Below are 20337 nucleotides of genomic sequence, written 5' to 3'. Positions count from 1 at the left end.
GCTCATCACACATTCGATGCCGTCGCGAAGGCCATGACAACGTGGGAAGCTGCCGCACGCCATTGCCTCAACACCGTCATTGCGAGGAGCCCTCGCGACGAAGCAATCCACGCTGTCTCCGCGGCGACAGGCTGGATTGCCTCGCTGCGCTCGCAATGACGTGAGGAGACCGCGACAATCCGGCCGAAACCGCCACATTCTAACCCAGGTTGCATTCCTCCCCGTAAATCGCATGGCTGCCATCACGCGATCGTGGTGAACCGGACAGGCCTATCGGCGGACTTATAGAGATCAGCCGAAATCCATTTTGATTTCATCATTGCCCGATGTCGTCTTGAGGCCTGAGTTTTCGACGTGCAGTTTCTGTTCCGGGATCACCTGCTCGATACCGACTTGCGCGAGCTGAGCCGCGAGCAGGTTCCCGTTGCCGTGGAGCCGCAGGTTTTCGATCTCGTCGTCCACCTCATGGAGAACCGCGACCGGGTGGTCAGCAAGGACGAGCTGATCGACAAGATCTGGCACGGGCGCAGCGTCTCCGAATCCACCCTGACCAGCCGGATCAATGCGGCACGCAAGGCGGTCGGCGACAGCGGCGCGAGCCAGGCGCTGATCCGCACCATCTCGCGCAAGGGTTTTCGTTTTGTCGGCGACGTCGAGACCAAGCGTGGGGCGACCGCGCCGGAATCCGGTTTTGGAGCGAAGCTTCTGCAGGCCCCGCTGCCGCTACCGGACCGGCCGGCGATCGCGGTGCTGCCCTTCACCAACATGAGCGGCGACCGCGAGCAGGATTATTTCTCCGACGGGATCAGCGAAGACATCATCACCGCGCTGTCGAAGCTGCGCTGGTTCTTCGTCGTCGCGCGCAACTCCTCCTTCGTCTACAAGGGCCGCGCGGTGCTCATGAACGAGGTCGCGCGAGAGCTCGGCGTGCGCTACGTGCTCGAAGGCAGCGTGCGGCGGAGCGGCGATCGCGTGCGTATCTCCGCACAGCTCAACGACGTCTCGACCGGCAGCCATCTCTGGGCTGAACGCTACGACCGCGAGCTTGCCGACATCTTCGCTGTGCAGGACGAGATCACCGAGGCGATCGTCGCCGCGATCGAGCCGCAGCTCTATACCGCCGAGAGTTTTCGCGCCCAGCAGAAGCCGCCGGGAAGCCTGGATGCCTGGGACCTCGTAATGCGCGCATTGTCGCATTACTGGCGCATCACCCGCGACGACAACGCCGCCGCGCAGGGACTGCTCGAAAAGGCCGTCGCGCTCGATCCCGCCTATGGCAAGGCGCTCGGCCTGCTCGCGACCAGCCACATCTTCGGCGCGCATATGGGCTGGTCCGACATGGCCCCGACCGTGCCGGTCGCCGAGCGCGCCGCGCTCGCGGCCGTGGAGGCCGATCGGGAGGATGCCTGGGCCCATCATGGCCTCGCTTATACCTATCTATTCCGCCGCCGCTTCGACGATGCGTTGGCGGAATTCGAACTGGCGCTGAACCTCAATCCGAACTTCGCGATGGCGCACGCCTTCTACGGCGTGACGCTGTGCTACGCCGGACGATGGCAGAACGGCGATGTCGCCGCGCGCCGCGCGCTACGGCTGAGCCCCCGCGACCCGCTCGCGGCGATCTATTGCGGCGTCGCGGCCTATGCCCGGTTCATCGGCCGCGATTACGAAGGAGCCGCACAGATGGCGCGCGAGTCGATGCGGCAGCGCGCCGATTTCGTCGGCGCGCATCGCGTGCTGACCGCCGCCGCCGGCATGTCGGGGGATCCCGCGCGCGCGGCTTGCGCCCTGGAAGGCTTGCGCCGCGCCCAACCGGGCATCTCGCTCGCTTGGATCACGCGCGAGCTGCCGATGCTGCGGGACGAGGATCGCGAGCATTACCTCGAGGGATTGCGGCGCGCGGGGATGAGATAGCGAATTTCTCATCTCCCGCTTGCGGGAGAGGAGAAGAGGGTCGCTACTCCTGCATCATCTCGCCGCTGCCGCCGAACTCCGCCGGAAAATCCTTGAGCTTGGGCAGGCCATCGCGCATCGGCAGCACCGTCTCGGCGTAATTGACGTGGACGCCGGGCGCGAAGGCGAGCGTGGGAATGGTGGCGGTGAAGACGTCGACCAGGCCAAGCGGCGGATGGTTGGTCATGAGATGGCCACCGCACTTCTTGCAATATTTGCGCTGGCTGAGCGGCGTCTTGGTAAAGGTCTCGACATTCTCTGCACCTTCGGTGATGCGCACGGCTTCGGGCTTCCACAGGCTGAACGCGTTCACCGGACCGCCCGACCACGAGCGGCACGAGCGGCAATGGCAATAGCCCATCGCCTCCGGCGCGCCTGTGGCCTCGATCGTGACCGCGCCACAGAAGCAGTTTCCGACATGTTTCATTGGGTCGTCTCCGTTGATGAAGGTTTGAATTTCTCTCTCCCTGCGCCCGTTTGCCGATAGCTCGGCAAAACGGATTCGGGGGCGCGACGAGCTTCGCTCGCAAGGATAGCGTCGGGGTGAGGGGGATTCACCCCGAGAAACGTTGAAGGCCGGGTCGGCAAGCTCCGATACGCGGCTCGGCGCCGCCGCGCGTCCTCCTTTCGGCGGACGCGACGGAAAGCCGCGCAAGCTATACCGACTTGCGCCAGGGAATAAGCATCGAGACCCGTTGTTTGTACTGCCGGTACTCGTCGCCGAAGAGATCGATGAGGTCGTGCTCCTCCAGCGCGATGCCGACGAAGATGTAGAGCGTGGTCACGGCGGCGAACAGCAGATGACCAGCGGTCATGACCGGGGCCGCCCAGAACGCGATGATGAAGCCGAGATAGATCGGATGACGAACGAACTTGTAGAGCAGCGGCGTCTTGAAGCGCGGCGGCGACGCTTCCTTGCCGACGAGATGATTGGTGACCTGATGCAATCCGAACAACTCGAAATGATTGATGATGAAGGTCGAGGTGAACACCAGGACCCAGCCCACCAACGACAGCGTGACGATCGTCACAGCAAGATCCGGGTTCGCGACCTCCCATATGACCGTGGGCAGCGGACGCCACTGCCAGAACAGGAGGAGCAATGACAGGCTCGCAAACAGCACATAGGTGCTGCGCTCGACCGGCTTGGGGACGTACTGCGTCCACCATGCCTTGAACTGCCGGCGCGCCATCACGCTGTGCTGGACCGCAAACAGGGCCATCAGGAGCAGATTTATGATGACGGCCTCGGCGACGGGCGTGTCGGTCCCGGTGTCGATGGTCTTCGGCACCACCAGCCCCATGACGAAGCCGATGGCGTAGAGAATGGTGACGAAAAACACGAGATACGCCGCAATTCCGTACAGAAATGCGATGAACTTGAAAATGCGTGAGCCCGCAACCGGGCCGATAGGATGAACCTGATGATCAATTTGGGTCATAAACAGCTCCGTTGTGCCAAAACGCCGGCACTTCATTGGTCGCTGCACCATGCCGCACCGGAGGTCCCAAGACTTTCGCGGACGGTTGATTTTCGCCTGAGACGACTTTGATTTTTGCTTGAGACGACAGAAACGTGCGATTTCGCTTTGAAAACAACGTGCTCGACGGCGACCTGCGGGAACTCACCTGCAGCGGGGCAGCCGTGCCGTTGCAGCCGCAGGTGTTCGATCTCCTGCTCTATCTCGTGGCGCAGCGCACGCGGGTGGTCAGCAAGGATGACCTGATCAGCGAAATTTGGAGCGATCGGATCATCTCGGATTCCGCCCTGAACAGCCGGATCAACGCCGCCCGCAAGGCGCTCGGGGACGACGGTGCGAGCCAGCGGCTGATCAAGACCATTCCGCGCAAGGGCTTTCGTTTCGTCGGCGAAGTCCGGGAAGAACTGGCAGTCGCTACTGCCCCGGCTGAATCCGTTCCTGCCCTGCCGCGCGTCCTGGCGGACCGTCCCGGGGTCGCGGTGCTCGCTTTCGAGAACATGAGCGGCGATCCCGCGCAGGACTATTTCGGCGACGGCATCAGCGAGGACATCCTCACCGCGCTATCGAAGCAGCGCTGGTTCATGGTGATCGCCCGCAACTCGTCATTCACTTACAAGGGACGCGCGGTCCACATCCGGCAGATCGCCGAGGAACTCGGCGTCCGCTACATCGTCGAAGGCAGCGTGCGCAAGTCGGACAACAGGGTGCGCATCACCGCACAGCTCAACGACGCCACAACCGGCAGCCATCTCTGGGCCGAGCGCTACGACCGCGAGCTGGTCGACGTGTTCGCCGTGCAGGACGAAATCACCAACGCGATCGCCGCGGCGATCGAGCCGCAGATTCATGCGGCGGAAAGTTTTCGCGCCCGTCGCAAGCCCCCTGCGAGCCTGGATGCCTGGGATCTCCTGATGCGGGCGCTGTCACATTACTGGCGCGTGACGCGGCGGGATCACGAGACCGCGCGGGCGCTGCTGGAACGCGCGGTCGGGATCGACCCGAACTACGGCCAGGCGCTGTCGGTGCTCGCGGCGAACCACATGTTCGGCGTGCATCTCGGCTGGGCCGAGCTGGCCGTGGTGGCGCCGGTGGCGGAAGCCGCCGCGCTCGCCGCGGTGCGCTGCGACCATGAGGACGCCTGGGCGCATGCAGCGCTCGGAAGCGTCTACTTCTCGACGCGAAGGCTTGCGGACGCACTATCCGAGTTCGAACAGGCGCTCGCGCTCAATCCGAACTTCTCGCTGGCGCAGGGCTATTGCGCACTGGCACTGTCCTACGCCGGGCGGCCGAAGGATTCATTCGAGGCAGCGCAGAGGGCAATGCGGCTCTCGCCGCGCGATCCATCCCTGGCGATCTATCACGGCATCGCCGGCTATGCCCGCTTCACCGAGCGGCGCTATGGCGAGGCCATCGCGCTCGCGCGCGAGGCGATCCGCCACCGCGGCGATCTCACCGGCGCCTACCGCGTGCTGGCGGTTTCTGCCGGCATGACCGGCGATGGCGTGCTTGCGGAGATGGCGCTGGGCGAGCTCCGCCGCACCCAGCCCAACATCTCGCTGCACTGGATCGGGACACAATTGCCATGGGCCAACGAGGCCGACCGCGAGCACTATCTGGAAGGATTCCGGCGAGCGGGCTTGCGCTAGACGATCGTCACGCCGGGTCTGCGTCGCGTTTGCGGCGCAGATGGACGACGACGTCGAGCCGCGCGATCTCATGGCCCGGAAGCGCCTCGGGCATCCTGGTGAAGGTCAGGCCGTCGGTGACGTCGACCAGCACATCCTCGCCTTCGAGGTAGAAATGCGGATGCACGGACGTGTCGGTGTCGAAGAACGATTTGATGCCGTCGGCTGCGATCCGGCGCAACAGGTCGGCTTCGGTGAACTGGTTCAGCGTGTTGTAGACGGTCGCAAGCGACAGCCGCAGATTGGCAGCCGTCGCTTCTTCATAAAGCCCCTCCGCTGTCACATGACGATGGGGGCAGAGGAACAGCATTTGGCCGAGCGCCAGGCGGTGGCGCGTCAGCCTGAGGTCGGCGTCGCCGAGCAATTGCGCGCAACGTGCCGACGCCTCATCCGCGAGTGAGATGGCGATATCGTCTGAATCCGCTTCGGGTGGGGTAGAATGGACGTTCATCGTCGATGCACTCGCATTTGACCGGTCACGCGGAGCCTCACCGTGTCCTGCCATCAGATCGCAGAAGGGGCAGCCCGGCTTTGATCCCGATCAAATCCAGAACGAGCCCGCCCCTGACCTATCTCAAGTCGGCCGAGTTTATTCCCGGCCAGAATAGCCCCGCACAAATGAGGCTCACATGTCCAAGCCGGTTCCCGACAAGGCAGAGATCGCACTCGAATATCCCGACAAGTTCTATGTCGGCACCTTCGGGCATTCATCGCGGTTCGAGGCACACCTTGACGGCAGCGGCGTTGCGCTGGTGCTGCAGCAACCGGGCACGGCGGACGAACGCAAATCGGTGCACCTGCACCTCAATTTCGGCCTGCTCGCCGGAATCTTGCGCGAGCTCGCGGGCAGTGTCGCGGCCATCCCCAAGGACGACATCGCGCACCGGGAGCAACTCGCGGATGCGATTGCCGAGTTGCAACGGGTGCTGCGGCCCTCCTGAAGCCGTGTGGCGCGGCGGCGCCGGCTTGGCCGTCAAAATGCCGTAACGGGACGCGCTGTACATTTTTTGGGCGAACACTGTCGAGACTTTCATCTTGCGGCGCCGAATGAGACTGTGTGAGCCTCGATCCCGGATGGGGACTGGGATGGGCTGGCCATAGCTTTGCGCGCGACGACGTGCGAAGCGTCTGCGGCTGGTCTCGCTTGAGAAAGATACGACATGTCAAAACGAGTGTTGCTTGGCGTCCTCCTGGCTTGCGGCCTCACGGCCCCGGCGCTGGCGCAAGAGCCGAAAGCGGGTGGAGCGATCAATGCCGTGATTCAGCCCGAGCCGCCCGGCCTGATGCTGGCGATGGTCCAGAACGGCCCGGTGCAGATGGTGTCGGGCAACATTTTCGAAGGCCTGCTTCGCTACAGCCCCAAGCTCGAACCGCAGCCGGAGCTCGCCGAGAGCTGGAGCGTCAGCGAGGACGCAAAAACCTACACATTCAAGCTCAGGAAGGGCGTGACCTGGCACGACGGCAAGCCTTTCACCGCCGCCGACGTCCTGTTCTCGCTCGAGATGCTGAAGCAGACGCATGCGCGTGCCCGCAACAATCTCGCGCAGGTCGACAAGGTCGAGGCTCCCGACGACTACACCGTGGTGTTCACGCTGAAGCAGCCGTTCGGCCCGTTCCTCGGCATCTTCGAGGTCGGCTCGATGCCGATGGTACCGAAGCATCTCTATGAAGGCACCGACTGGAAGACCAATCCCTACAACAACGCCCCGGTCGGCACCGGCCCCTTCATGTTCAAGGAATGGCAGAAGGGCTCTTTCATCCGCCTGGTCAAGAACCCGAACTATTACGAGAAGGGCAAGCCCTATCTCGACGAGATCTACTGGCAGATCATTCCCGATGCCGCGGCGCGCTCGGTGGCCTATGAGACCGGCAAGGTCGATGTGCTGCCCGGCGGCTCGGTCGAGAATTTCGACGTGCCGCGGCTCTCCAAGCTGAAGGACACCTGCGTCACCGGCGCCGGCTGGGAGTTCTTCTCGCCGCTGGCTTGGCTGTGGCTCAACAACCGCCAGGGTCCGCTCGCCGACAAGCGGGTGCGGCAGGCGGTCATGTTTGCGATCGACCGCGACTTCGCCAAGGACGTGATCTGGAACGGGCTCGGCAAGGTCGCGACCGGCCCGTCCGCATCGACCATCAAGTACTACACCGCCGACGTGCCGAAATACCCCTACGATCCCGCCAAGGCCAAGGCGCTGTTGAAGGAAGCCGGCTACAAGGGCGAGAAGATCCGCCTTCTGCCGCTCGCCTATGGCGAGACCTGGCAGCGCTGGGGTGAAGCCGTGAAGCAGAACCTCCAGGATGTCGGCATGAACATCGAGACCATCGCCACCGACGTTGCCGGCGGCAACCAGAAGATCGGCGACTGGGACTACGACATCGCCTTCACCTACCTCTACCAGTACGGCGATCCGGCCCTCGGCGTCGGCCGCAACTACGTTTCCAGCGCCATCGCCAAGGGCCAGGTGTTCAACAATGTCGAGGGTTACTCCAACCCGGAAATCGACAAGCTGTTCGCCGACGGCGCGGTGGCGACGCCCGACTCCAAGCGCAAGGAGATCTACGAGAAGGCGCAGAAAATCCTGGTCGAGGACGTGCCGGTGGCCTGGATGCTCGAGCTGCAATTCCCGACCATCATGCGCTGCAAGGTCAAGAACCTGATCACCACCGGGATCGGGGTCAATGACGGCTTCAAGGACGCATGGCTCGACAAGTGAGGGCGCGCCTTCCTTCACCTCTCCCCGCTTGCAGGGAGAGGTCGACGCGCTCGCAGAGCGCGGCGGGTGAGGGGGTACAGATCCATCGGCATTCTCGCGCGTGGAAAGAGGCCCCTCACCCCAACCCTCTCCCCGCAAGAGCGGGGCGAGGGAGCACACTGCCTCGGTGGATTCAGGTCACGCTACAAGATATGACCCTCTAGATGCTCTCTTTCGTCGCTCAGCGTATCATGAAGGGCGTGATCGTCCTGCTTGCGATCGTCGTCCTCAATTTCTTCCTGATCCGGCTCGCGCCCGGCGATCCCGCGGTCGTGATGGCGGGCGAGGCCGGCGCCAGCGATCAGATCTTCGTCCAGCAGCTCCGGGAGAAGTTCGGCCTGGACAAGCCGCTGCCCGAGCAGCTCTTCGTCTACGTCAAGGGCGTCGTGACGCTCGACCTCGGCTTCTCCTTCCGCCAGCAGGCGCCGGTGTCGAAGCTGATCCTGGAACGGCTTCCGGCGACGCTTCTACTCACGCTGACGGCGTTCGCGATCTCACTGGTGCTCGGCGTCCTGTTCGGCACTTTCGCGGCGCGCTTCGCGGGGACCTGGCTCGACACCGCCATCACGATCTTCGCGCTGATCTTCTACGCCATGCCCATCTTCTGGGTGGCGCTGATGGGCATCCTGTTGTTCTCGGTCACTGTCGATTGGCTGCCGAGCTTCGGCTACGAGACGGTCGGCGCCAACCTCTCCGGCCCTGCCCATGTGGTCGACGTCGCAAGGCACCTGATCATGCCGGCGATGACGCTCGGCCTGTTCTTCATGGCGACTTACACCCGCATGACGCGCGCCTCGATGCTGGAGGTGAAGCGTCTCGACTTCGTCAAGACCGCGCGCGCCAAGGGCCTGTCCGATGCCGTGATCCAGCGCCGCCACGTCCTGCGCAACGCGCTGCTGCCCGTCGTGACGCTCGCCGGCGTCCACTCCGGCACCCTGATCGGCGGCGCCGTCATCACCGAGACCGTGTTCGCCTGGCCCGGCATCGGACGCCTGATGTACGACGCCCTGCTCCAGCGCGACTACAATCTGCTGCTCGGCGTCTTCGTGATCTGTTCCGCCATGGTCCTGACCTTCAACCTTATCACCGACCTGGTCTATCGCCTGGTCGACCCGCGCATCGAATTCACCACATGAAACAGTTCTGGAAATCGATGCTGAGGAGCCCGAGCGGCGTCATCGGGCTCATCATCCTGCTGCTTGCGATCTCGGTCGCTTTGTTCGGTCCGATGCTGTTCCCGAACTCGCCCTGGCGCATGGTGCAGCGGCCGTTCCTGCCGCCGTTCACGCTCGCGACCGTCCCGCTCGGCACCGACGCGCTCGGCCGCGACGTGTTCGCCGGCATGATCTTCGGCGCACGCGTCTCGCTGCTCGTCGGCATGGTCTCCACCCTGGTGGCGCTGGTCGTGGGCGTGCCGATCGGCGCCATGGCCGGCTATTTCGGCGGCAGGGTCGACGACGCGCTGATGCGCTTCACCGAGTTCTTCCAGACCATTCCGAGCTTTGCGCTCGCGATCGTGCTGGTCGCGATCCTGCAGCCCTCGATCTATTCGATCGTCGCCTCGATCGCCTTGGTGAGCTGGCCGCCGGTCGCGCGCCTCGTCCGTGGCGAGGTCCTGTCGCTGCGCACGCGGGAGTACGTTCAGGCCGCGGTGGTCACGGGCCAGAGCAACACCTGGATCATCCTGCGCGAAATCCTGCCGAATACGCTGTCGCCGGTGATCGTGCTAGCCTCGCTGATGGTCGCGACCGCGATCCTGCTGGAGTCCTCGCTGGCGTTCCTCGGCCTCGGCGATCCCAATCTGATCTCCTGGGGCTACATGGTCGGCGCCGGCCGCACCGTGATCCGCCAGGCCTGGTGGATCACCGTGTTTCCCGGGGTCGCGATCCTGATTTCGGTGCTCGGGCTCAATTTGATCGGCGAAGGCCTCAACGACGCGCTCAATCCGCGACTGTCGCGGGAGGGCCGCTGATCATGACCGCACCGCCCGCCGTCTCCATCAAGAATCTGCGGATCGCATTGCCCAAGGGCGCGGAACGGCCGTACGCGGTCGACGGCGTCTCGCTCGATTTGCGGCCCGGCAAGATCGTCTGCGTCGTCGGCGAATCCGGCTCCGGCAAGTCGATGTGCGCGCATGCGCTGATGGGACTGTTGCCCGACACGGTCACCGTCACCTCCGGCGAGATCCAGTTCGAAGGCCGCGACCTGCTGAAACTCGACGACGACGGCTGGCGCGATCTGCGCGGCCGCCGGTTCGCGATGATCTTTCAGGAGCCGATGACCGCGCTCAATCCGTTGATGCGGATCGGCGATCAGATGGCGGAGATGTTCGAGGCGCACGGCCTGCTCACGCCGAAGGAGCGGCGCGCCAAGGCGCTGTCGCTGGCGCGCGAGGTCGGCCTCCCCGACCCCGAGCGCATCGTGCGCGCCTATCCGCACCAGCTCTCCGGCGGCCAGCGCCAGCGCGCCATGATCGCGATGGCGCTTGCGCTCGAACCGGCGGTGCTGGTCGCGGACGAGCCGACCACCGCGCTCGACGTCACCACGCAAGCGCAGATCCTGAAACTGATCCGCAACCTCCAGCGCAATCGCAACATGGCGGTGATGTTCATCACCCATGATTTCGGCGTCGTCGCCGACATCGCCGACCAGGTCGTCGTGTTGCGCCATGGCAAGGTGGTCGAGGAAGGCCCCGCCTCGGCCGTCTTCAACGCGCCGCAGCACGACTACACCAAGGCACTGCTCGCCGCCGTGCCCTCGATGGACCCGCCCGCTCGCAGCCCCCTCGACGACCAGGCCAAGGCGGTCGAGGTGATCGGACTGGACAAGACCTACGTCACCTCGGGCGGCTGGTTTCGCGAGGACCGCCGCGTCGATGCCGCGCGCGAAGTCAACTTCACGATTCTCAAGGGCGAGACGCTCGGCCTCGTTGGCGAATCCGGTTCCGGCAAATCGTCGGTGGCCCGGCTGGTGATGCGGCTGATCGAAGCCGATCGCGGCACCGTGCGGATCGGCGAGACCGATCTCACAAAGCTCGCGGGCAAGGCGCTACGCGCCGAGCGCCATCGCATCCAGATGATCTTCCAGGATCCGTTCGCTTCGCTCAATCCGCGCCGCAAGGTCGGTCACATCATTGCCGACGGCCCGATCGCAGCCGGCACCGATCCCAAAGTCGCGTTGGACCGCGCTCGCGATCTCCTCAAGATGGTCGGGCTCGATGCCGGCGCGCTCGAGCGCTATCCGCATGAATTCTCCGGCGGCCAGCGCCAGCGCATCGGCATTGCGCGCGCGCTCGCGCTCGAGCCCGAGATCATCGTCGCGGACGAGGCCGTCTCCGCGCTCGACGTCTCCGTGCAGGCGCAGGTCCTGAGGTTGCTCGAAGACCTCAAGGCTCGCCTCGGCCTCTCGATGCTGTTCATCACCCACGATCTGCGGGTTGCGGCGCAAATCTGCGACCGCATCGCCGTGATGCAGCGCGGCGCCATCGTCGAGCTGAAGCCCACCGCGCAGCTGTTCGCCGCGCCCGAGCATGCCTATACGCGCGAGCTACTCGCGGCGGTGCCGGGGCAGAGAGAGCGCGCACCGGCGGCGTAGGTCACCCGATCGCGGCTACTTCGTTCGAGGATTTGTGTTGTTCCAGGTGGGGACTGAGTTTGTTACGCCGACGGAGGGCTGGTTGGAGGTTCCGACCGACGGCGCTGTCACGGTCCCGACAGTCTGCCCGGAACTTCCAATAGTCCCTTGCTGTACCGGTGCTCCGGAGCGTCCGCTCGCGCTGCTTGGTGTACCTGTCGCCGACGTCTGTGCGCTTACAGCGAGTGGCGCTGCGGCCAATCCGAGAGCGATTAGTGCGGCAATGGAGCGTTTCGTTGTTGTCATGGCTGATCCTTTCGGGGCGCGGTCTCTCAATCGCAATGCCGCTTGTCAGGCGCCCGTGCACTGAGTGACCTTACAACTCCATGCGCGAGAAAATGTGCCGCAATGCCATCACACCGCCGGGCTCAACACTCCATCACGATGCTGCGAAGCGGTCCCGGCCGAACAGATGCGCGGTGAGATCGGCGCCTCCCCAGAGGTATCGCGCTCCACCTCAGGAACGGAATACTCACGGGCTTTTTATCCCTCGTGACCGCCCGCGGGGCTGCAAAGCCGAAGCCGGCACCCCACATCCGCATGGAATGATTCCCATCATGTGATGATGGATTGAGGATCTATTGGAGCCGACATGGGCCAGATTATTCAGTTTGTCTCGAAATCCGAGCGCGAGCGCATTCGCCTCATCCAGGAAGCGCGCGCGATCTACGACAGCATTTTCCCGCCGGCTGATCCGGTGAGCGAACGATCGGGCGGAGCCTCTGCGCATCGCAGCGACGGAGGCAACCTCGCGTGATCAAGATCATCGCCGTGCTCTGCAACCTCGCCTCTCCAGCGAACTGTCATGAGCAAACCGTCACCACATCCGACTTCGCCGACGTCTCGATGCAATCGTGCCTGATGGGTGCGCCGCAGCTCGCCGAATGGATGAACCAGCATCCAGCCGAGCGCCTCGCCGGATGGCGCTGCGTGATCGGCCAACAGGCCGGCCGGGGAATTTAGGATCGCGCGCGCGCTGTCCCTGAACGATCCGAAATGCCTGGTCCGCCACCATGACCATTGCTGGTCGCGCTCTATCTGCTGGCGTTGCGACCGGCACAGGGTGACCGGCATTGGCACGCAGTACAGGCGCGCCTACCTGACGGGCGGGTTGGTGTTGCTCCAGGTCGGGACTGCGTTGGTCACGCCGACCGACGGCCAATTATACGCGCCGATCGACGGCGCCGTGACCGTCCCGACCGACTGTCCAGACGACCCGTAGGCTCTGGGCTGCGCTGCCAATGATCCTGCGCTTCCATAGCTCGGAGCCACCACGCCGGTGCTGTAAGATCGGTTTGACCGGTGCTTTTTGGCTTCAGCCGCGAACGGCGCGGCAAGCAGCCCGATGGTAACCAGGGCGGCAACGGCGGATTTGATGCTCATGACAGATCCCTTCATTCGGCGGCCCCCTTGGCATCTGTTCATTCAACGGCGGATTTCCATAGGCACCCGTTCATAACTCCGTGCGCGGGCGAAGGTGCCGCGGAGCGGTCGCACGGCATGATCAGCGCCGCCGCGGACGACAGGCTTTGCGGTTGTGGCGCTCCTTGACGGTCGCGACCGAGTGCATCAGCTCCTTGAAAGCCGCGATGGCCTTGTCGTCGCCGAGTGCGCTGTCACCGAGCGCTTCCAGATGCTCAATGACCACGAGCAGCGCATCCGCGACCTGGCCGATCTGCTTGCCGTAACTGCCGACATCCGACAGCAGGTCCTTCTCGACATCGGGCGCCGAGGATTGGCCCACCGTGATGTTCACGAGACCGAACTGGCCGTTGGCCGGACTGAAGAACGACGTGATCGGGTTGATGGATTGCACGACGTCCCCCGACAGAGGCAGCTTGAACACCGGCATGCGGTTATCCTTTCCTGGCTGAGCCCGGCGGGCGCGAGACTAGCATGCTGGCCCGCTACGCGCGCCTCGCCTTCGGATGGACCCGAATCAGCGCTAGTGCATTCACCTCATCGACTTCGCGTATTGAGGCGACATGACCGGTCCCGAACTGAAGCAACTCCGCAACGATCTCTCGGATGTCCTCGACCGCAAGCTCACCGCGGCCGACATGGCCCGGCTTTGCGGATTGCCGGAGAAGGGCGGCGCCGACACCATCCGGCGCTGGGAAGTGAGCGGCCCGACACCGTCCGCGACCAAGGTGCTGCGCGTGCTCGCGATGGCGAGCGAGCGCTATCCGATCCTGGAGAAGTTCGACGTCTTCGATCGTCATGACGTTCGCGAGGAAGACCGGCCCGCAAAGCGCGCTGCATTCCGCGAACAGATGCGCGATGAGGCGCGGCGCCGTCTTGGTTAATGGGATGCGCGCGCAAGTTACCCTGATAGCGCCGAGTTAAGCCTTCCTTCACCACTTCTTAAGCCGACATTAAGCACGAAAATCATTTACCGCCCAATAAGTTAGGGTTGGCTGCCGCTGTGCCACGGATGTGACAGCATTTTCGTCAAAAGCGAGCTATCTGCAAAACCAACGACGGCGCGGAAAGCGCGCCTGCCGGGGACCTAAGTGCTGGAGTTTGGACGATGAAGAAGATTCTGTTTGCGACCGTCGCGCTGCTCGTGGTGGGCGCTGCCGCGCCGGCGGTCGGTGCCGATCTCGGTAACCGCAACTACTACAAGACGCCCGCGCCCGCCTATGCCGCGCCGATCTACAACTGGACCGGCTTCTATATCGGCGGCCATGTCGGCGGCGCGTTCTCCAGCGACAACAATTTCAGCGGCCTCTCCACCGGCAATAACGGCAACGGCCGTTTCCTCGGCGGCCTGCAGGCCGGTGCGGACTGGCAGTTCAACCCGAACTTCGTGGTCGGCGTCGAAGGCCAGTATTCCTGGCTCTCCGGCAGCGTCGGCGCGGTGTTCCCGGGCGGCGTCGCCTACACCAACGACCAGCGCGGTCTCGGCTCGATCACCGGCCGCGTCGGCTACACCTGGGGTCCGGGCCTGCTCTACGTGAAGGGCGGCTACGCCTATTCGGACAACAACGAGAAGGTGACCGTCGGCGGCGTGCCGACCGGCTTCATCATCAGCGGTGACCACCGCAACGGCTACACCGTCGGCGCCGGCCTCGAATACATGTTCGCGCCGAACTGGTCGGCCAAGGCCGAGTACCAGTACTACAATTTCGGCGACGCGCACTTCACCGCGGGCCCGCTGGCGGGAACCGGCAACTTCACCACCGACGACCACACCATCAAGGCGGGCGTCAACTACCGCTTCAACTGGGCCAACTCGGCGGTTGCGCGCTACTGAACGGTTACCAAGACCTTATCGTGATGGAAGGGCCGGCATCGTTGCCGGCCCTTCTTTTTTCGCTGTGCGGAACGCGCTCAACCGATTGAGCAACTTGCGATTTTTTAACCTGGCCCGAGGATACTGCGCGGCGAAAGCATAAAGATCACGCGTGGGGGAATTTCGATGGCGATCCGTCTGGGCCTTGGCCGTCTGCTTGGTCGTATCCGGCCTCGTTTCAAAATGCCGACATGGGGCGTGCGCGGCAGCCTGTTCACGGCTTTCGCAGTCATCGCGGGCATGGGCCTCGTGATTGCAGCCGGCGCCGGCTTCGTCTTCAACCATCTCGGCAGCACCATGATGGACCTGAGCGGCCGCGACATCCCGCGCCTTTCCGCCAGCCTTCAACTCGCATCGCAAAGCGCAACGCTCGCGGCGCAGGGGCCGGGCCTCCTGGCGTCGCCGTCCGATGAGGCGCTGAACGAACGTACCAAGAAGGTGCAGGAGATCCAGCAACTCGCCATGGCCAAGCTCGGCGAAATCATCGAGCTCGGCGCCGACAAGCAGATCGCAACCGCGTTGCGCGACACCGCCAAGAGCATCGACGAGGCGACCCAGAGCCTGGTGTCGGCCGCGCGCGAGCGGCTCGATACCGGCGCGCTGCATGACAAGCAATATGAAGCACTCCGCAAGGCGCAGCTCACATTCGTCGGTGCGGCCGGTCCTGCCATGCTGGATGCGCAAACGCGCCTGAACGCGATCCTCGGCGCGGCGGAAGTTTCCGCCGACGATGCCACCGAAGCCGCCCGCACAGTCTCCCAGGTCGCGACCATCTCCGCCAACGGCAATCTGATGGCCGCCGACATGATGGCGGCGCTGTCGGCCAACAACAGCGATACGCTGGAGGCGATCGAGAAGGAGTTCAAGGCGACGCGCGACCGCGTCAAGTCTAACCTCGAGGACCTGCCGAACATGGCCTCGATGCAAGCGGTGCGCGACACCGTGCAAAAGCTGTTCGCCTTCGGTGAGGGCAAGACGGGCGTGTTCAAGATCCGCCAGAAGGAGCTCGACGCCATCGACTACGGCCAGACCATCCTGGACGAGACCCGCAAGCTCAATGTCGGCCTCGGCATCAGCGTGCAGCAGCTGGTCGAGGGTGTGCAGAAGGAGACCAACGCGTCGACCTTCCAGGCGCGGCATGAGATCTCGCTCGCGACCACCGCGATGCTGGCGCTCGGCGCACTGATGCTGGTCGGCTCGGCGCTGTTCGTCTGGCTCTATGTCGGCCGCAACATCCTGCGTCGCATTCGCGAGCTTCAACGCGCCATGCAGTTGCTCTCGGCAGGCGACCTCGACACCGAGATCGTCCGCTCCCGGCAGAACGACGAGATCGGCGCGATGAAGGAAACGCTGACGGTGTTCCGCGACAGCATGATCGAAGCCCGGGCGCTTGCGAGCGAGCAGGACAGGGATCGCGTTGCCAAGGCCGAGCGTGCGGCGCAGATGGAGGCGAAGATTGCAGACTTCGAGGGCGCGGTCCGCTCCGCACTCGACAATCTCGCGCAGTCAGCCAATTCGATGCAATCGACCGCGCAGAGCATGTCGAACACGGCAGACCAGTCCAATGCGCTGGTGAACGCAGTTGCATCCGCAGCCGAAGAGACCTCGGTCAACGTGCAGACCGTGTCGTCAGGCACCGAGCAGCTCTCGTCCTCGATCGAGGAGATCAGCAAGCAGGTCGTCACCTCGGCCGCGATCGCCAGGAAGGCGGTCGACGAAGCCGGCGCGACTGACGCCACGGTGCAGAGCCTCGCCGACAGCGCGAGCCGCATCAGCGTGGTGGTCGACCTGATCCAGACCATCGCCTCGCAGACCAATCTGCTCGCGCTCAACGCCACCATCGAGGCCGCGCGCGCGGGCGAAGCCGGTCGCGGCTTCGCGGTGGTCGCCTCCGAGGTGAAGAGCCTCGCGAGCCAGACCGCCAAGGCGACGGAGGAGATCCGCAGCCAGATCGCCAGCATGCAGTCAGTGACGACTTCGGCGGTCGGCGCCATCCAGGGCATCGGCCGTATCATCGGCGAGATCAACGACGTCACCACGACGATCGCCGCCGCGGTCGAGGAACAGGGCGCGGCGACACGCGAGATCGCCCGCAACATCCAGCACGCAGCCGGCGGCACCAGCGAGGTCTCCAGCAACATCGTCGGCGTCTCCACGGCTTCGGCGGAAGCCGGCGCGGCGGCGAACGAAGTGCTCGGCGCCTCCGACGCGCTCCGCCGCGAAGCCGACATGCTGCGCGGAGAGATCGACGCGTTCCTCAACAACATGCGGGCAGCGTAAGCCGCCGTTCCGTAACCCGGAATGACCGCTATGCGGGCCCCGCCAGCGTTCTTTTTCGGCTGGCGTGGCGGGAGAGGTGGGTTTAAGCCGGTAGCATGAACGCAAAGACCGACACCGTGCAGTCCTCCGCCGACGCCCTGCGCTATCCCTGGGAACAGCATCCCGGCCCCGAAGAGGTCGTCGAGGTGAAGCCCGGCGTGTTGTGGGCGCGGCTGAAGCTGCCGTTCCGCCTCAACCATGTGAACATCTATCTGCTCGCCGACGGCGATGGCTATGCCATGATCGATGCCGGCTTCGGCAATGAGGAGACGATCGAAGCCTGGACGAAGCTGTTCGACGGGCCGCTGAAGGGTGTCAACATCACGCGCCTGATCGTGACCCATTCCCATCCCGATCATGTCGGTCTGGCCGGGTGGATCGTCGAGCGGTTCAACTGCCCGCTGGTGATGTCGCAGGTCGAATATCTGCAATCGGTCTATCACCAGAACCGCGGCACCGAGGAGCGGCAGGAGGCGCAGCGGCTGTTCTTCCGCCGCCACGGCATGGACGAGTCGCTCACCGAAAAACTGCTCGGCCGCGGCCAGGACTATCTCAAGCGCGTCTCGGTGCTGCCGCCGTCCTATCGCCGCATCTCGCATGGCGAGGACGTCGTGATCGGCACGCGCCGCTTCAAGGTGATCACCGGCGGCGGTCACGCGCTCGACCAGGTGATGCTGTATTGCGCCGACGACAAGCTGTTCCTCTCGGCCGACCAGGTACTGAGCAAGATCTCGCCGAACGTCAGCGTGTGGGCGGTCGAACCCGACCAGAACTCGCTCGGCGAATATCTGGCCTCGCTCGCCAGCCTCACCACGACTCTCCCCTATGACGTGCTGGTACTGCCGGGCCACGGCGTGCCGTTCTACGGGCTGAAGACCCGCATCAAGCAGCTCGCCGATCACCACGAGGAGCGCTGCCGCCTGATCGCGGAAGCCTGCCGCAAGGTACCGCAGACCTCGCGCGCATTGGTGCCCGTGGTGTTCAACAAGCACGTGCTGGACGAACACCAGATGGGTTTCGCCGCCGGCGAACTGGTCGCCCACGTCAACTACATGATCGTCGAGGGCCGGCTGACGGCGGAGATGAAAGACGGCGTGCTTCAGTTCAGGACGACGTGAGTTTCAGGGGCCGCCGATGACCCATGAGGCCATCCGCAACCTGCTAGCACGGGACGACGACGAAGCGCTGGGCGAGCTTCGGACACTGTCAACGGCGAGCGATGCCTTTGTGCGGCGAACCGCAATCGAGGTCATCGGACAACACAAGCGGGGGCATGAACTCCGCACGATTATTGCCGCTGCCTTTTCCGACACGTCAGATTACGTCAGGCGCACCGCCTGCGGCATCGTCGAGCAATGGAAGCTTGCCGAAGCTCATGATCTCGTGCTGCCCCTTTTGAGGGCGCCCGAAGCATCGACGCGGGAGTGCGCGCTTCGCGCTCTCGCGGCGATCTGGCATGAGGCGGATTTCCATTCGATCTTTGATCTCTACAGGCGCGATCCGGAAATCGGAGTTCGGAAGGAAGCCTCGCGGACCTTGCGGCGAGGCGCCGCCGCGGGCAATTGGCGGCTGCTGTTCGATGCTTTTTCCAGGGATGAGCTTCCCCGGCATCGATTGTGGGCCTGCGAGATCGCCGAGACTTTCGGCGATCCGGACGTCCTACCCGCGCTGACCCCGCTGCTGAACGACGACGACGGACATGTGCGCAAGTCCGCCGCGCACGCACATCAGGCGATCGGGGCGCGCAGATAGCCCGGGCGCAAGGGTGCAGAGCAACATCGCATCTCGCGCGAACTTGATCCGGATCAAGTTTCAAATCGCACGATAGGGCATTTTGCCCAAATGCCCGCAGGTCCTAATGTGGGATAGCGCATAGACATTGGAGCTGGAATAGCTCTAAGGATATGCGGGTCTTTGGTCGGTTCCGCTGCAGGTTTGACGATGGATTACGCCCAGTTCTTCAATTCCGCCCTTGATCGTCTCCACACCGAGCGGCGCTACCGCGTGTTCGCCGATCTCGAGCGCATTGCCGGCCGGTTCCCGCATGCGCTCTGGCACTCGCCCAAGGGCAAGCGCGACGTCGTGATCTGGTGCTCCAACGATTATCTCGGCATGGGCCAGCACCCGAAGGTGGTGGGCGCGATGGTCGAGACCGCGACCCGCGTCGGCACCGGCGCAGGCGGCACCCGCAACATCGCCGGCACGCATCATCCGCTGGTGCAGCTCGAGGCCGAGCTCGCCGATCTCCACGGCAAGGAAGCCTCGCTGCTCTTCACGTCCGGCTACGTCTCGAACCAGACCGGCATCGCGACCATCGCGAAACTCATTCCGAACTGCCTGATCCTGTCCGACGAGCTCAACCACAATTCGATGATCGAGGGCATCCGCCAGTCCGGCTGCGAGCGGGTCGTGTTCCGCCACAACGACCTCGCCGATCTCGAAGCGCTGTTGAAGGCTGCGGGCCCGAGCCGGCCCAAGCTGATCGCCTGCGAGAGCCTTTATTCGATGGACGGCGACATCGCCCCGCTCGCCAAGATCTGCGACCTCGCCGAGAAGTACGGCGCGATGACCTATGTCGACGAGGTCCACGCCGTCGGCATGTACGGCCCGCGCGGCGGCGGCATCGCCGAGCGCGATGGCGTGATGCATCGCATCGACATTCTCGAAGGCACGCTCGCCAAGGCGTTCGGCTGCCTCGGCGGCTACATCGCCGCCAACGGCCAGATCATCGACGCCGTGCGCTCCTATGCGCCGGGCTTCATCTTCACCACCGCGCTGCCGCCGGCGATCTGCTCGGCCGCGACCGCCGCCATCAAGCATCTGAAGACCTCGAGCTGGGAGCGTGAGCGTCACCAGGACCGCGCCGCCCGGGTCAAGGCGATCCTCAACGCCGCCGGCCTGCCGGTGATGTCGAGCGACACCCACATCGTCCCGTTGTTCATCGGCGATGCCGAAAAGTGCAAGCAGGCCTCCGACCTCCTGCTCGAACAGCACGGCATCTACATCCAGCCGATCAACTATCCGACGGTCGCCAAGGGCTCCGAACGCCTGCGCATCACCCCCTCGCCCTATCACGACGACGGCCTGATCGATCAGCTCGCCGAAGCCCTGCTGCAAGTGTGGGACCGCCTCGGTCTGCCGCTCCGCGAGAAGTCGCTGGCGGCGGAGTAGGCTTCTTCGCCTTCTCTTCGATCTAAGTTTCACCGTCCCCGGAGCTACCC

The 20337-nt window shown here is 64.3% G+C and carries 21 protein-coding genes; 15 read left to right on the top strand and 6 right to left on the bottom strand.

The window, feature by feature from the left end; translation table 11 throughout:
- Window positions 1–354: 354 nt before the first annotated feature.
- On the top strand, window positions 355–1914 hold the full coding sequence (locus GWG67_RS18420) for a winged helix-turn-helix domain-containing protein (RefSeq protein ID WP_275170744.1): 1560 nt from the start codon (window positions 355–357) through the stop codon (window positions 1912–1914).
- Window positions 1915–1957: 43 nt separating this feature from the next.
- Here the strand turns inward: GWG67_RS18420 and GWG67_RS18415 are convergent, their stop codons facing one another.
- Both GWG67_RS18415 and mddA read right to left on the bottom strand, forming a co-directional pair.
- On the bottom strand, window positions 1958–2380 hold the full coding sequence (locus tag GWG67_RS18415; protein WP_275170742.1) for a GFA family protein: 423 nt from the start codon (window positions 2378–2380) through the stop codon (window positions 1958–1960).
- 229 nt (window positions 2381–2609) lie between these two features.
- Complete coding sequence (gene mddA / locus GWG67_RS18410; RefSeq protein ID WP_007605132.1) at window positions 2610–3395, bottom strand: methanethiol S-methyltransferase; 786 nt, start codon at window positions 3393–3395, stop codon at window positions 2610–2612.
- 134 nt (window positions 3396–3529) lie between these two features.
- On the opposite strand from mddA, the gene GWG67_RS18405 reads away from it, so the two are divergent.
- Entirely contained in the window at window positions 3530–5080 is a 1551-nt protein-coding gene (locus tag GWG67_RS18405) for a winged helix-turn-helix domain-containing tetratricopeptide repeat protein (RefSeq protein ID WP_275170740.1), read from the top strand.
- A gap of 7 nt (window positions 5081–5087) precedes the next feature.
- Here GWG67_RS18405 and irrA read toward each other — a convergent pair whose 3' ends face one another.
- A complete protein-coding gene (gene irrA, locus GWG67_RS18400; RefSeq protein ID WP_275170738.1) occupies window positions 5088–5570 on the bottom strand; it encodes an iron response transcriptional regulator IrrA in 483 nt (160 codons plus the stop codon).
- A gap of 178 nt (window positions 5571–5748) precedes the next feature.
- Here irrA and GWG67_RS18395 point away from each other — a divergent pair, with 178 nt between their 5' ends.
- The 5 genes from GWG67_RS18395 to GWG67_RS18375 all read left to right on the top strand — a co-directional run bounded on the left by GWG67_RS18395 (window position 5749) and on the right by GWG67_RS18375 (window position 11463).
- Window positions 5749–6060 carry a hypothetical protein gene (locus tag GWG67_RS18395; protein ID WP_275170736.1) on the top strand — a complete coding sequence of 104 codons (312 nt, stop codon included), beginning with the start codon at window positions 5749–5751 and terminating at the stop codon, window positions 6058–6060.
- Window positions 6061–6279: 219 nt separating this feature from the next.
- Window positions 6280–7830: an ABC transporter substrate-binding protein gene (locus GWG67_RS18390; protein WP_275170734.1), complete on the top strand. Its 1551-nt coding sequence runs from the start codon at window positions 6280–6282 to the stop codon at window positions 7828–7830.
- A 203-nt stretch (window positions 7831–8033) separates the two neighbouring features.
- A complete protein-coding gene (locus GWG67_RS18385; RefSeq protein ID WP_275170732.1) occupies window positions 8034–9005 on the top strand; it encodes an ABC transporter permease in 972 nt (323 codons plus the stop codon).
- The gene (locus tag GWG67_RS18380; RefSeq protein ID WP_018458168.1) at window positions 9002–9841 is read left to right on the top strand and encodes an ABC transporter permease; all 840 of its coding nucleotides are present in this window, start codon (window positions 9002–9004) and stop codon (window positions 9839–9841) included. The genes GWG67_RS18385 and GWG67_RS18380 overlap by 4 nt, the downstream gene beginning before the upstream one ends.
- 2 nt (window positions 9842–9843) lie before the next feature.
- Complete coding sequence (locus GWG67_RS18375; RefSeq protein WP_275170730.1) at window positions 9844–11463, top strand: ABC transporter ATP-binding protein; 1620 nt, start codon at window positions 9844–9846, stop codon at window positions 11461–11463.
- Window positions 11464–11478: 15 nt separating this feature from the next.
- On the opposite strand, the gene GWG67_RS18370 is transcribed toward GWG67_RS18375, so the two are convergent.
- Window positions 11479–11748 (bottom strand): hypothetical protein, encoded by a 270-nt coding sequence (locus GWG67_RS18370; protein ID WP_275170728.1) that lies wholly within the window; start codon window positions 11746–11748, stop codon window positions 11479–11481.
- 346 nt (window positions 11749–12094) lie between these two features.
- Here GWG67_RS18370 and GWG67_RS18365 point away from each other — a divergent pair, with 346 nt between their 5' ends.
- The gene (locus tag GWG67_RS18365) at window positions 12095–12259 is read left to right on the top strand and encodes a hypothetical protein (protein ID WP_275170726.1); all 165 of its coding nucleotides are present in this window, start codon (window positions 12095–12097) and stop codon (window positions 12257–12259) included.
- Complete coding sequence (locus GWG67_RS18360; RefSeq protein WP_007605116.1) at window positions 12256–12465, top strand: hypothetical protein; 210 nt, start codon at window positions 12256–12258, stop codon at window positions 12463–12465. The genes GWG67_RS18365 and GWG67_RS18360 overlap by 4 nt, the downstream gene beginning before the upstream one ends.
- Window positions 12466–12597: 132 nt before the next feature.
- Here the strand turns inward: GWG67_RS18360 and GWG67_RS18355 are convergent, their stop codons facing one another.
- Window positions 12598–12885: a hypothetical protein gene (locus GWG67_RS18355; RefSeq protein ID WP_275170725.1), complete on the bottom strand. Its 288-nt coding sequence runs from the start codon at window positions 12883–12885 to the stop codon at window positions 12598–12600.
- A 121-nt stretch (window positions 12886–13006) separates the two neighbouring features.
- On the bottom strand, window positions 13007–13354 hold the full coding sequence (locus tag GWG67_RS18350; protein ID WP_275170723.1) for a hypothetical protein: 348 nt from the start codon (window positions 13352–13354) through the stop codon (window positions 13007–13009).
- 133 nt (window positions 13355–13487) lie between these two features.
- Here GWG67_RS18350 and GWG67_RS18345 point away from each other — a divergent pair, with 133 nt between their 5' ends.
- The 6 genes from GWG67_RS18345 to hemA all read left to right on the top strand — a co-directional run bounded on the left by GWG67_RS18345 (window position 13488) and on the right by hemA (window position 20287).
- The gene (locus GWG67_RS18345; RefSeq protein WP_275170721.1) at window positions 13488–13808 is read left to right on the top strand and encodes a hypothetical protein; all 321 of its coding nucleotides are present in this window, start codon (window positions 13488–13490) and stop codon (window positions 13806–13808) included.
- A gap of 224 nt (window positions 13809–14032) precedes the next feature.
- The gene (locus GWG67_RS18340; RefSeq protein WP_275170719.1) at window positions 14033–14758 is read left to right on the top strand and encodes an outer membrane protein; all 726 of its coding nucleotides are present in this window, start codon (window positions 14033–14035) and stop codon (window positions 14756–14758) included.
- A gap of 165 nt (window positions 14759–14923) precedes the next feature.
- Complete coding sequence (locus GWG67_RS18335; protein ID WP_275170718.1) at window positions 14924–17077, top strand: methyl-accepting chemotaxis protein; 2154 nt, start codon at window positions 14924–14926, stop codon at window positions 17075–17077.
- A 95-nt stretch (window positions 17078–17172) separates the two neighbouring features.
- On the top strand, window positions 17173–18234 hold the full coding sequence (locus GWG67_RS18330) for an MBL fold metallo-hydrolase (protein WP_275170716.1): 1062 nt from the start codon (window positions 17173–17175) through the stop codon (window positions 18232–18234).
- 16 nt (window positions 18235–18250) lie between these two features.
- Entirely contained in the window at window positions 18251–18868 is a 618-nt protein-coding gene (locus tag GWG67_RS18325) for a HEAT repeat domain-containing protein (protein ID WP_275170714.1), read from the top strand.
- Window positions 18869–19057: 189 nt separating this feature from the next.
- On the top strand, window positions 19058–20287 hold the full coding sequence (gene hemA, locus GWG67_RS18320; RefSeq protein ID WP_018458160.1) for a 5-aminolevulinate synthase: 1230 nt from the start codon (window positions 19058–19060) through the stop codon (window positions 20285–20287).
- Window positions 20288–20337 lie beyond the last annotated feature (50 nt).

This window comes from Bradyrhizobium sp. CSS354, from assembly GCF_029051725.1.
Classification (GTDB): Bacteria; Pseudomonadota; Alphaproteobacteria; order Rhizobiales; family Xanthobacteraceae; genus Bradyrhizobium.
Note: the sequence above shows the minus strand (reverse complement) of the source record. Positions and strands in the feature narration are given on the sequence as shown.

Excerpts from the sequence above, each read along its gene's own strand:
- mddA (WP_007605132.1), bottom strand. The coding sequence starts at position 3,395 with ATGACCCAAATTGATCATCAGGTTCATCCTATCGGCCCGGTTGCGGGC.
- GWG67_RS18340 (WP_275170719.1), top strand. The coding sequence starts at position 14,033 with ATGAAGAAGATTCTGTTTGCGACCGTCGCGCTGCTCGTGGTGGGCGCT.
- GWG67_RS18355 (WP_275170725.1), bottom strand. The coding sequence starts at position 12,885 with ATGAGCATCAAATCCGCCGTTGCCGCCCTGGTTACCATCGGGCTGCTT.
- GWG67_RS18385 (WP_275170732.1), top strand. The coding sequence starts at position 8,034 with ATGCTCTCTTTCGTCGCTCAGCGTATCATGAAGGGCGTGATCGTCCTG.
- GWG67_RS18365 (WP_275170726.1), top strand. The coding sequence starts at position 12,095 with ATGGGCCAGATTATTCAGTTTGTCTCGAAATCCGAGCGCGAGCGCATT.
- GWG67_RS18415 (WP_275170742.1), bottom strand. The coding sequence starts at position 2,380 with ATGAAACATGTCGGAAACTGCTTCTGTGGCGCGGTCACGATCGAGGCC.
- GWG67_RS18370 (WP_275170728.1), bottom strand. The coding sequence starts at position 11,748 with ATGACAACAACGAAACGCTCCATTGCCGCACTAATCGCTCTCGGATTG.
- irrA (WP_275170738.1), bottom strand. The coding sequence starts at position 5,570 with ATGAACGTCCATTCTACCCCACCCGAAGCGGATTCAGACGATATCGCC.
- GWG67_RS18330 (WP_275170716.1), top strand. The coding sequence starts at position 17,173 with ATGAACGCAAAGACCGACACCGTGCAGTCCTCCGCCGACGCCCTGCGC.
- GWG67_RS18390 (WP_275170734.1), top strand. The coding sequence starts at position 6,280 with ATGTCAAAACGAGTGTTGCTTGGCGTCCTCCTGGCTTGCGGCCTCACG.
- hemA (WP_018458160.1), top strand. The coding sequence starts at position 19,058 with ATGGATTACGCCCAGTTCTTCAATTCCGCCCTTGATCGTCTCCACACC.
- GWG67_RS18325 (WP_275170714.1), top strand. The coding sequence starts at position 18,251 with ATGACCCATGAGGCCATCCGCAACCTGCTAGCACGGGACGACGACGAA.
- GWG67_RS18375 (WP_275170730.1), top strand. The coding sequence starts at position 9,844 with ATGACCGCACCGCCCGCCGTCTCCATCAAGAATCTGCGGATCGCATTG.
- GWG67_RS18345 (WP_275170721.1), top strand. The coding sequence starts at position 13,488 with ATGACCGGTCCCGAACTGAAGCAACTCCGCAACGATCTCTCGGATGTC.
- GWG67_RS18380 (WP_018458168.1), top strand. The coding sequence starts at position 9,002 with ATGAAACAGTTCTGGAAATCGATGCTGAGGAGCCCGAGCGGCGTCATC.
- GWG67_RS18350 (WP_275170723.1), bottom strand. The coding sequence starts at position 13,354 with ATGCCGGTGTTCAAGCTGCCTCTGTCGGGGGACGTCGTGCAATCCATC.
- GWG67_RS18335 (WP_275170718.1), top strand. The coding sequence starts at position 14,924 with ATGGCGATCCGTCTGGGCCTTGGCCGTCTGCTTGGTCGTATCCGGCCT.
- GWG67_RS18395 (WP_275170736.1), top strand. The coding sequence starts at position 5,749 with ATGTCCAAGCCGGTTCCCGACAAGGCAGAGATCGCACTCGAATATCCC.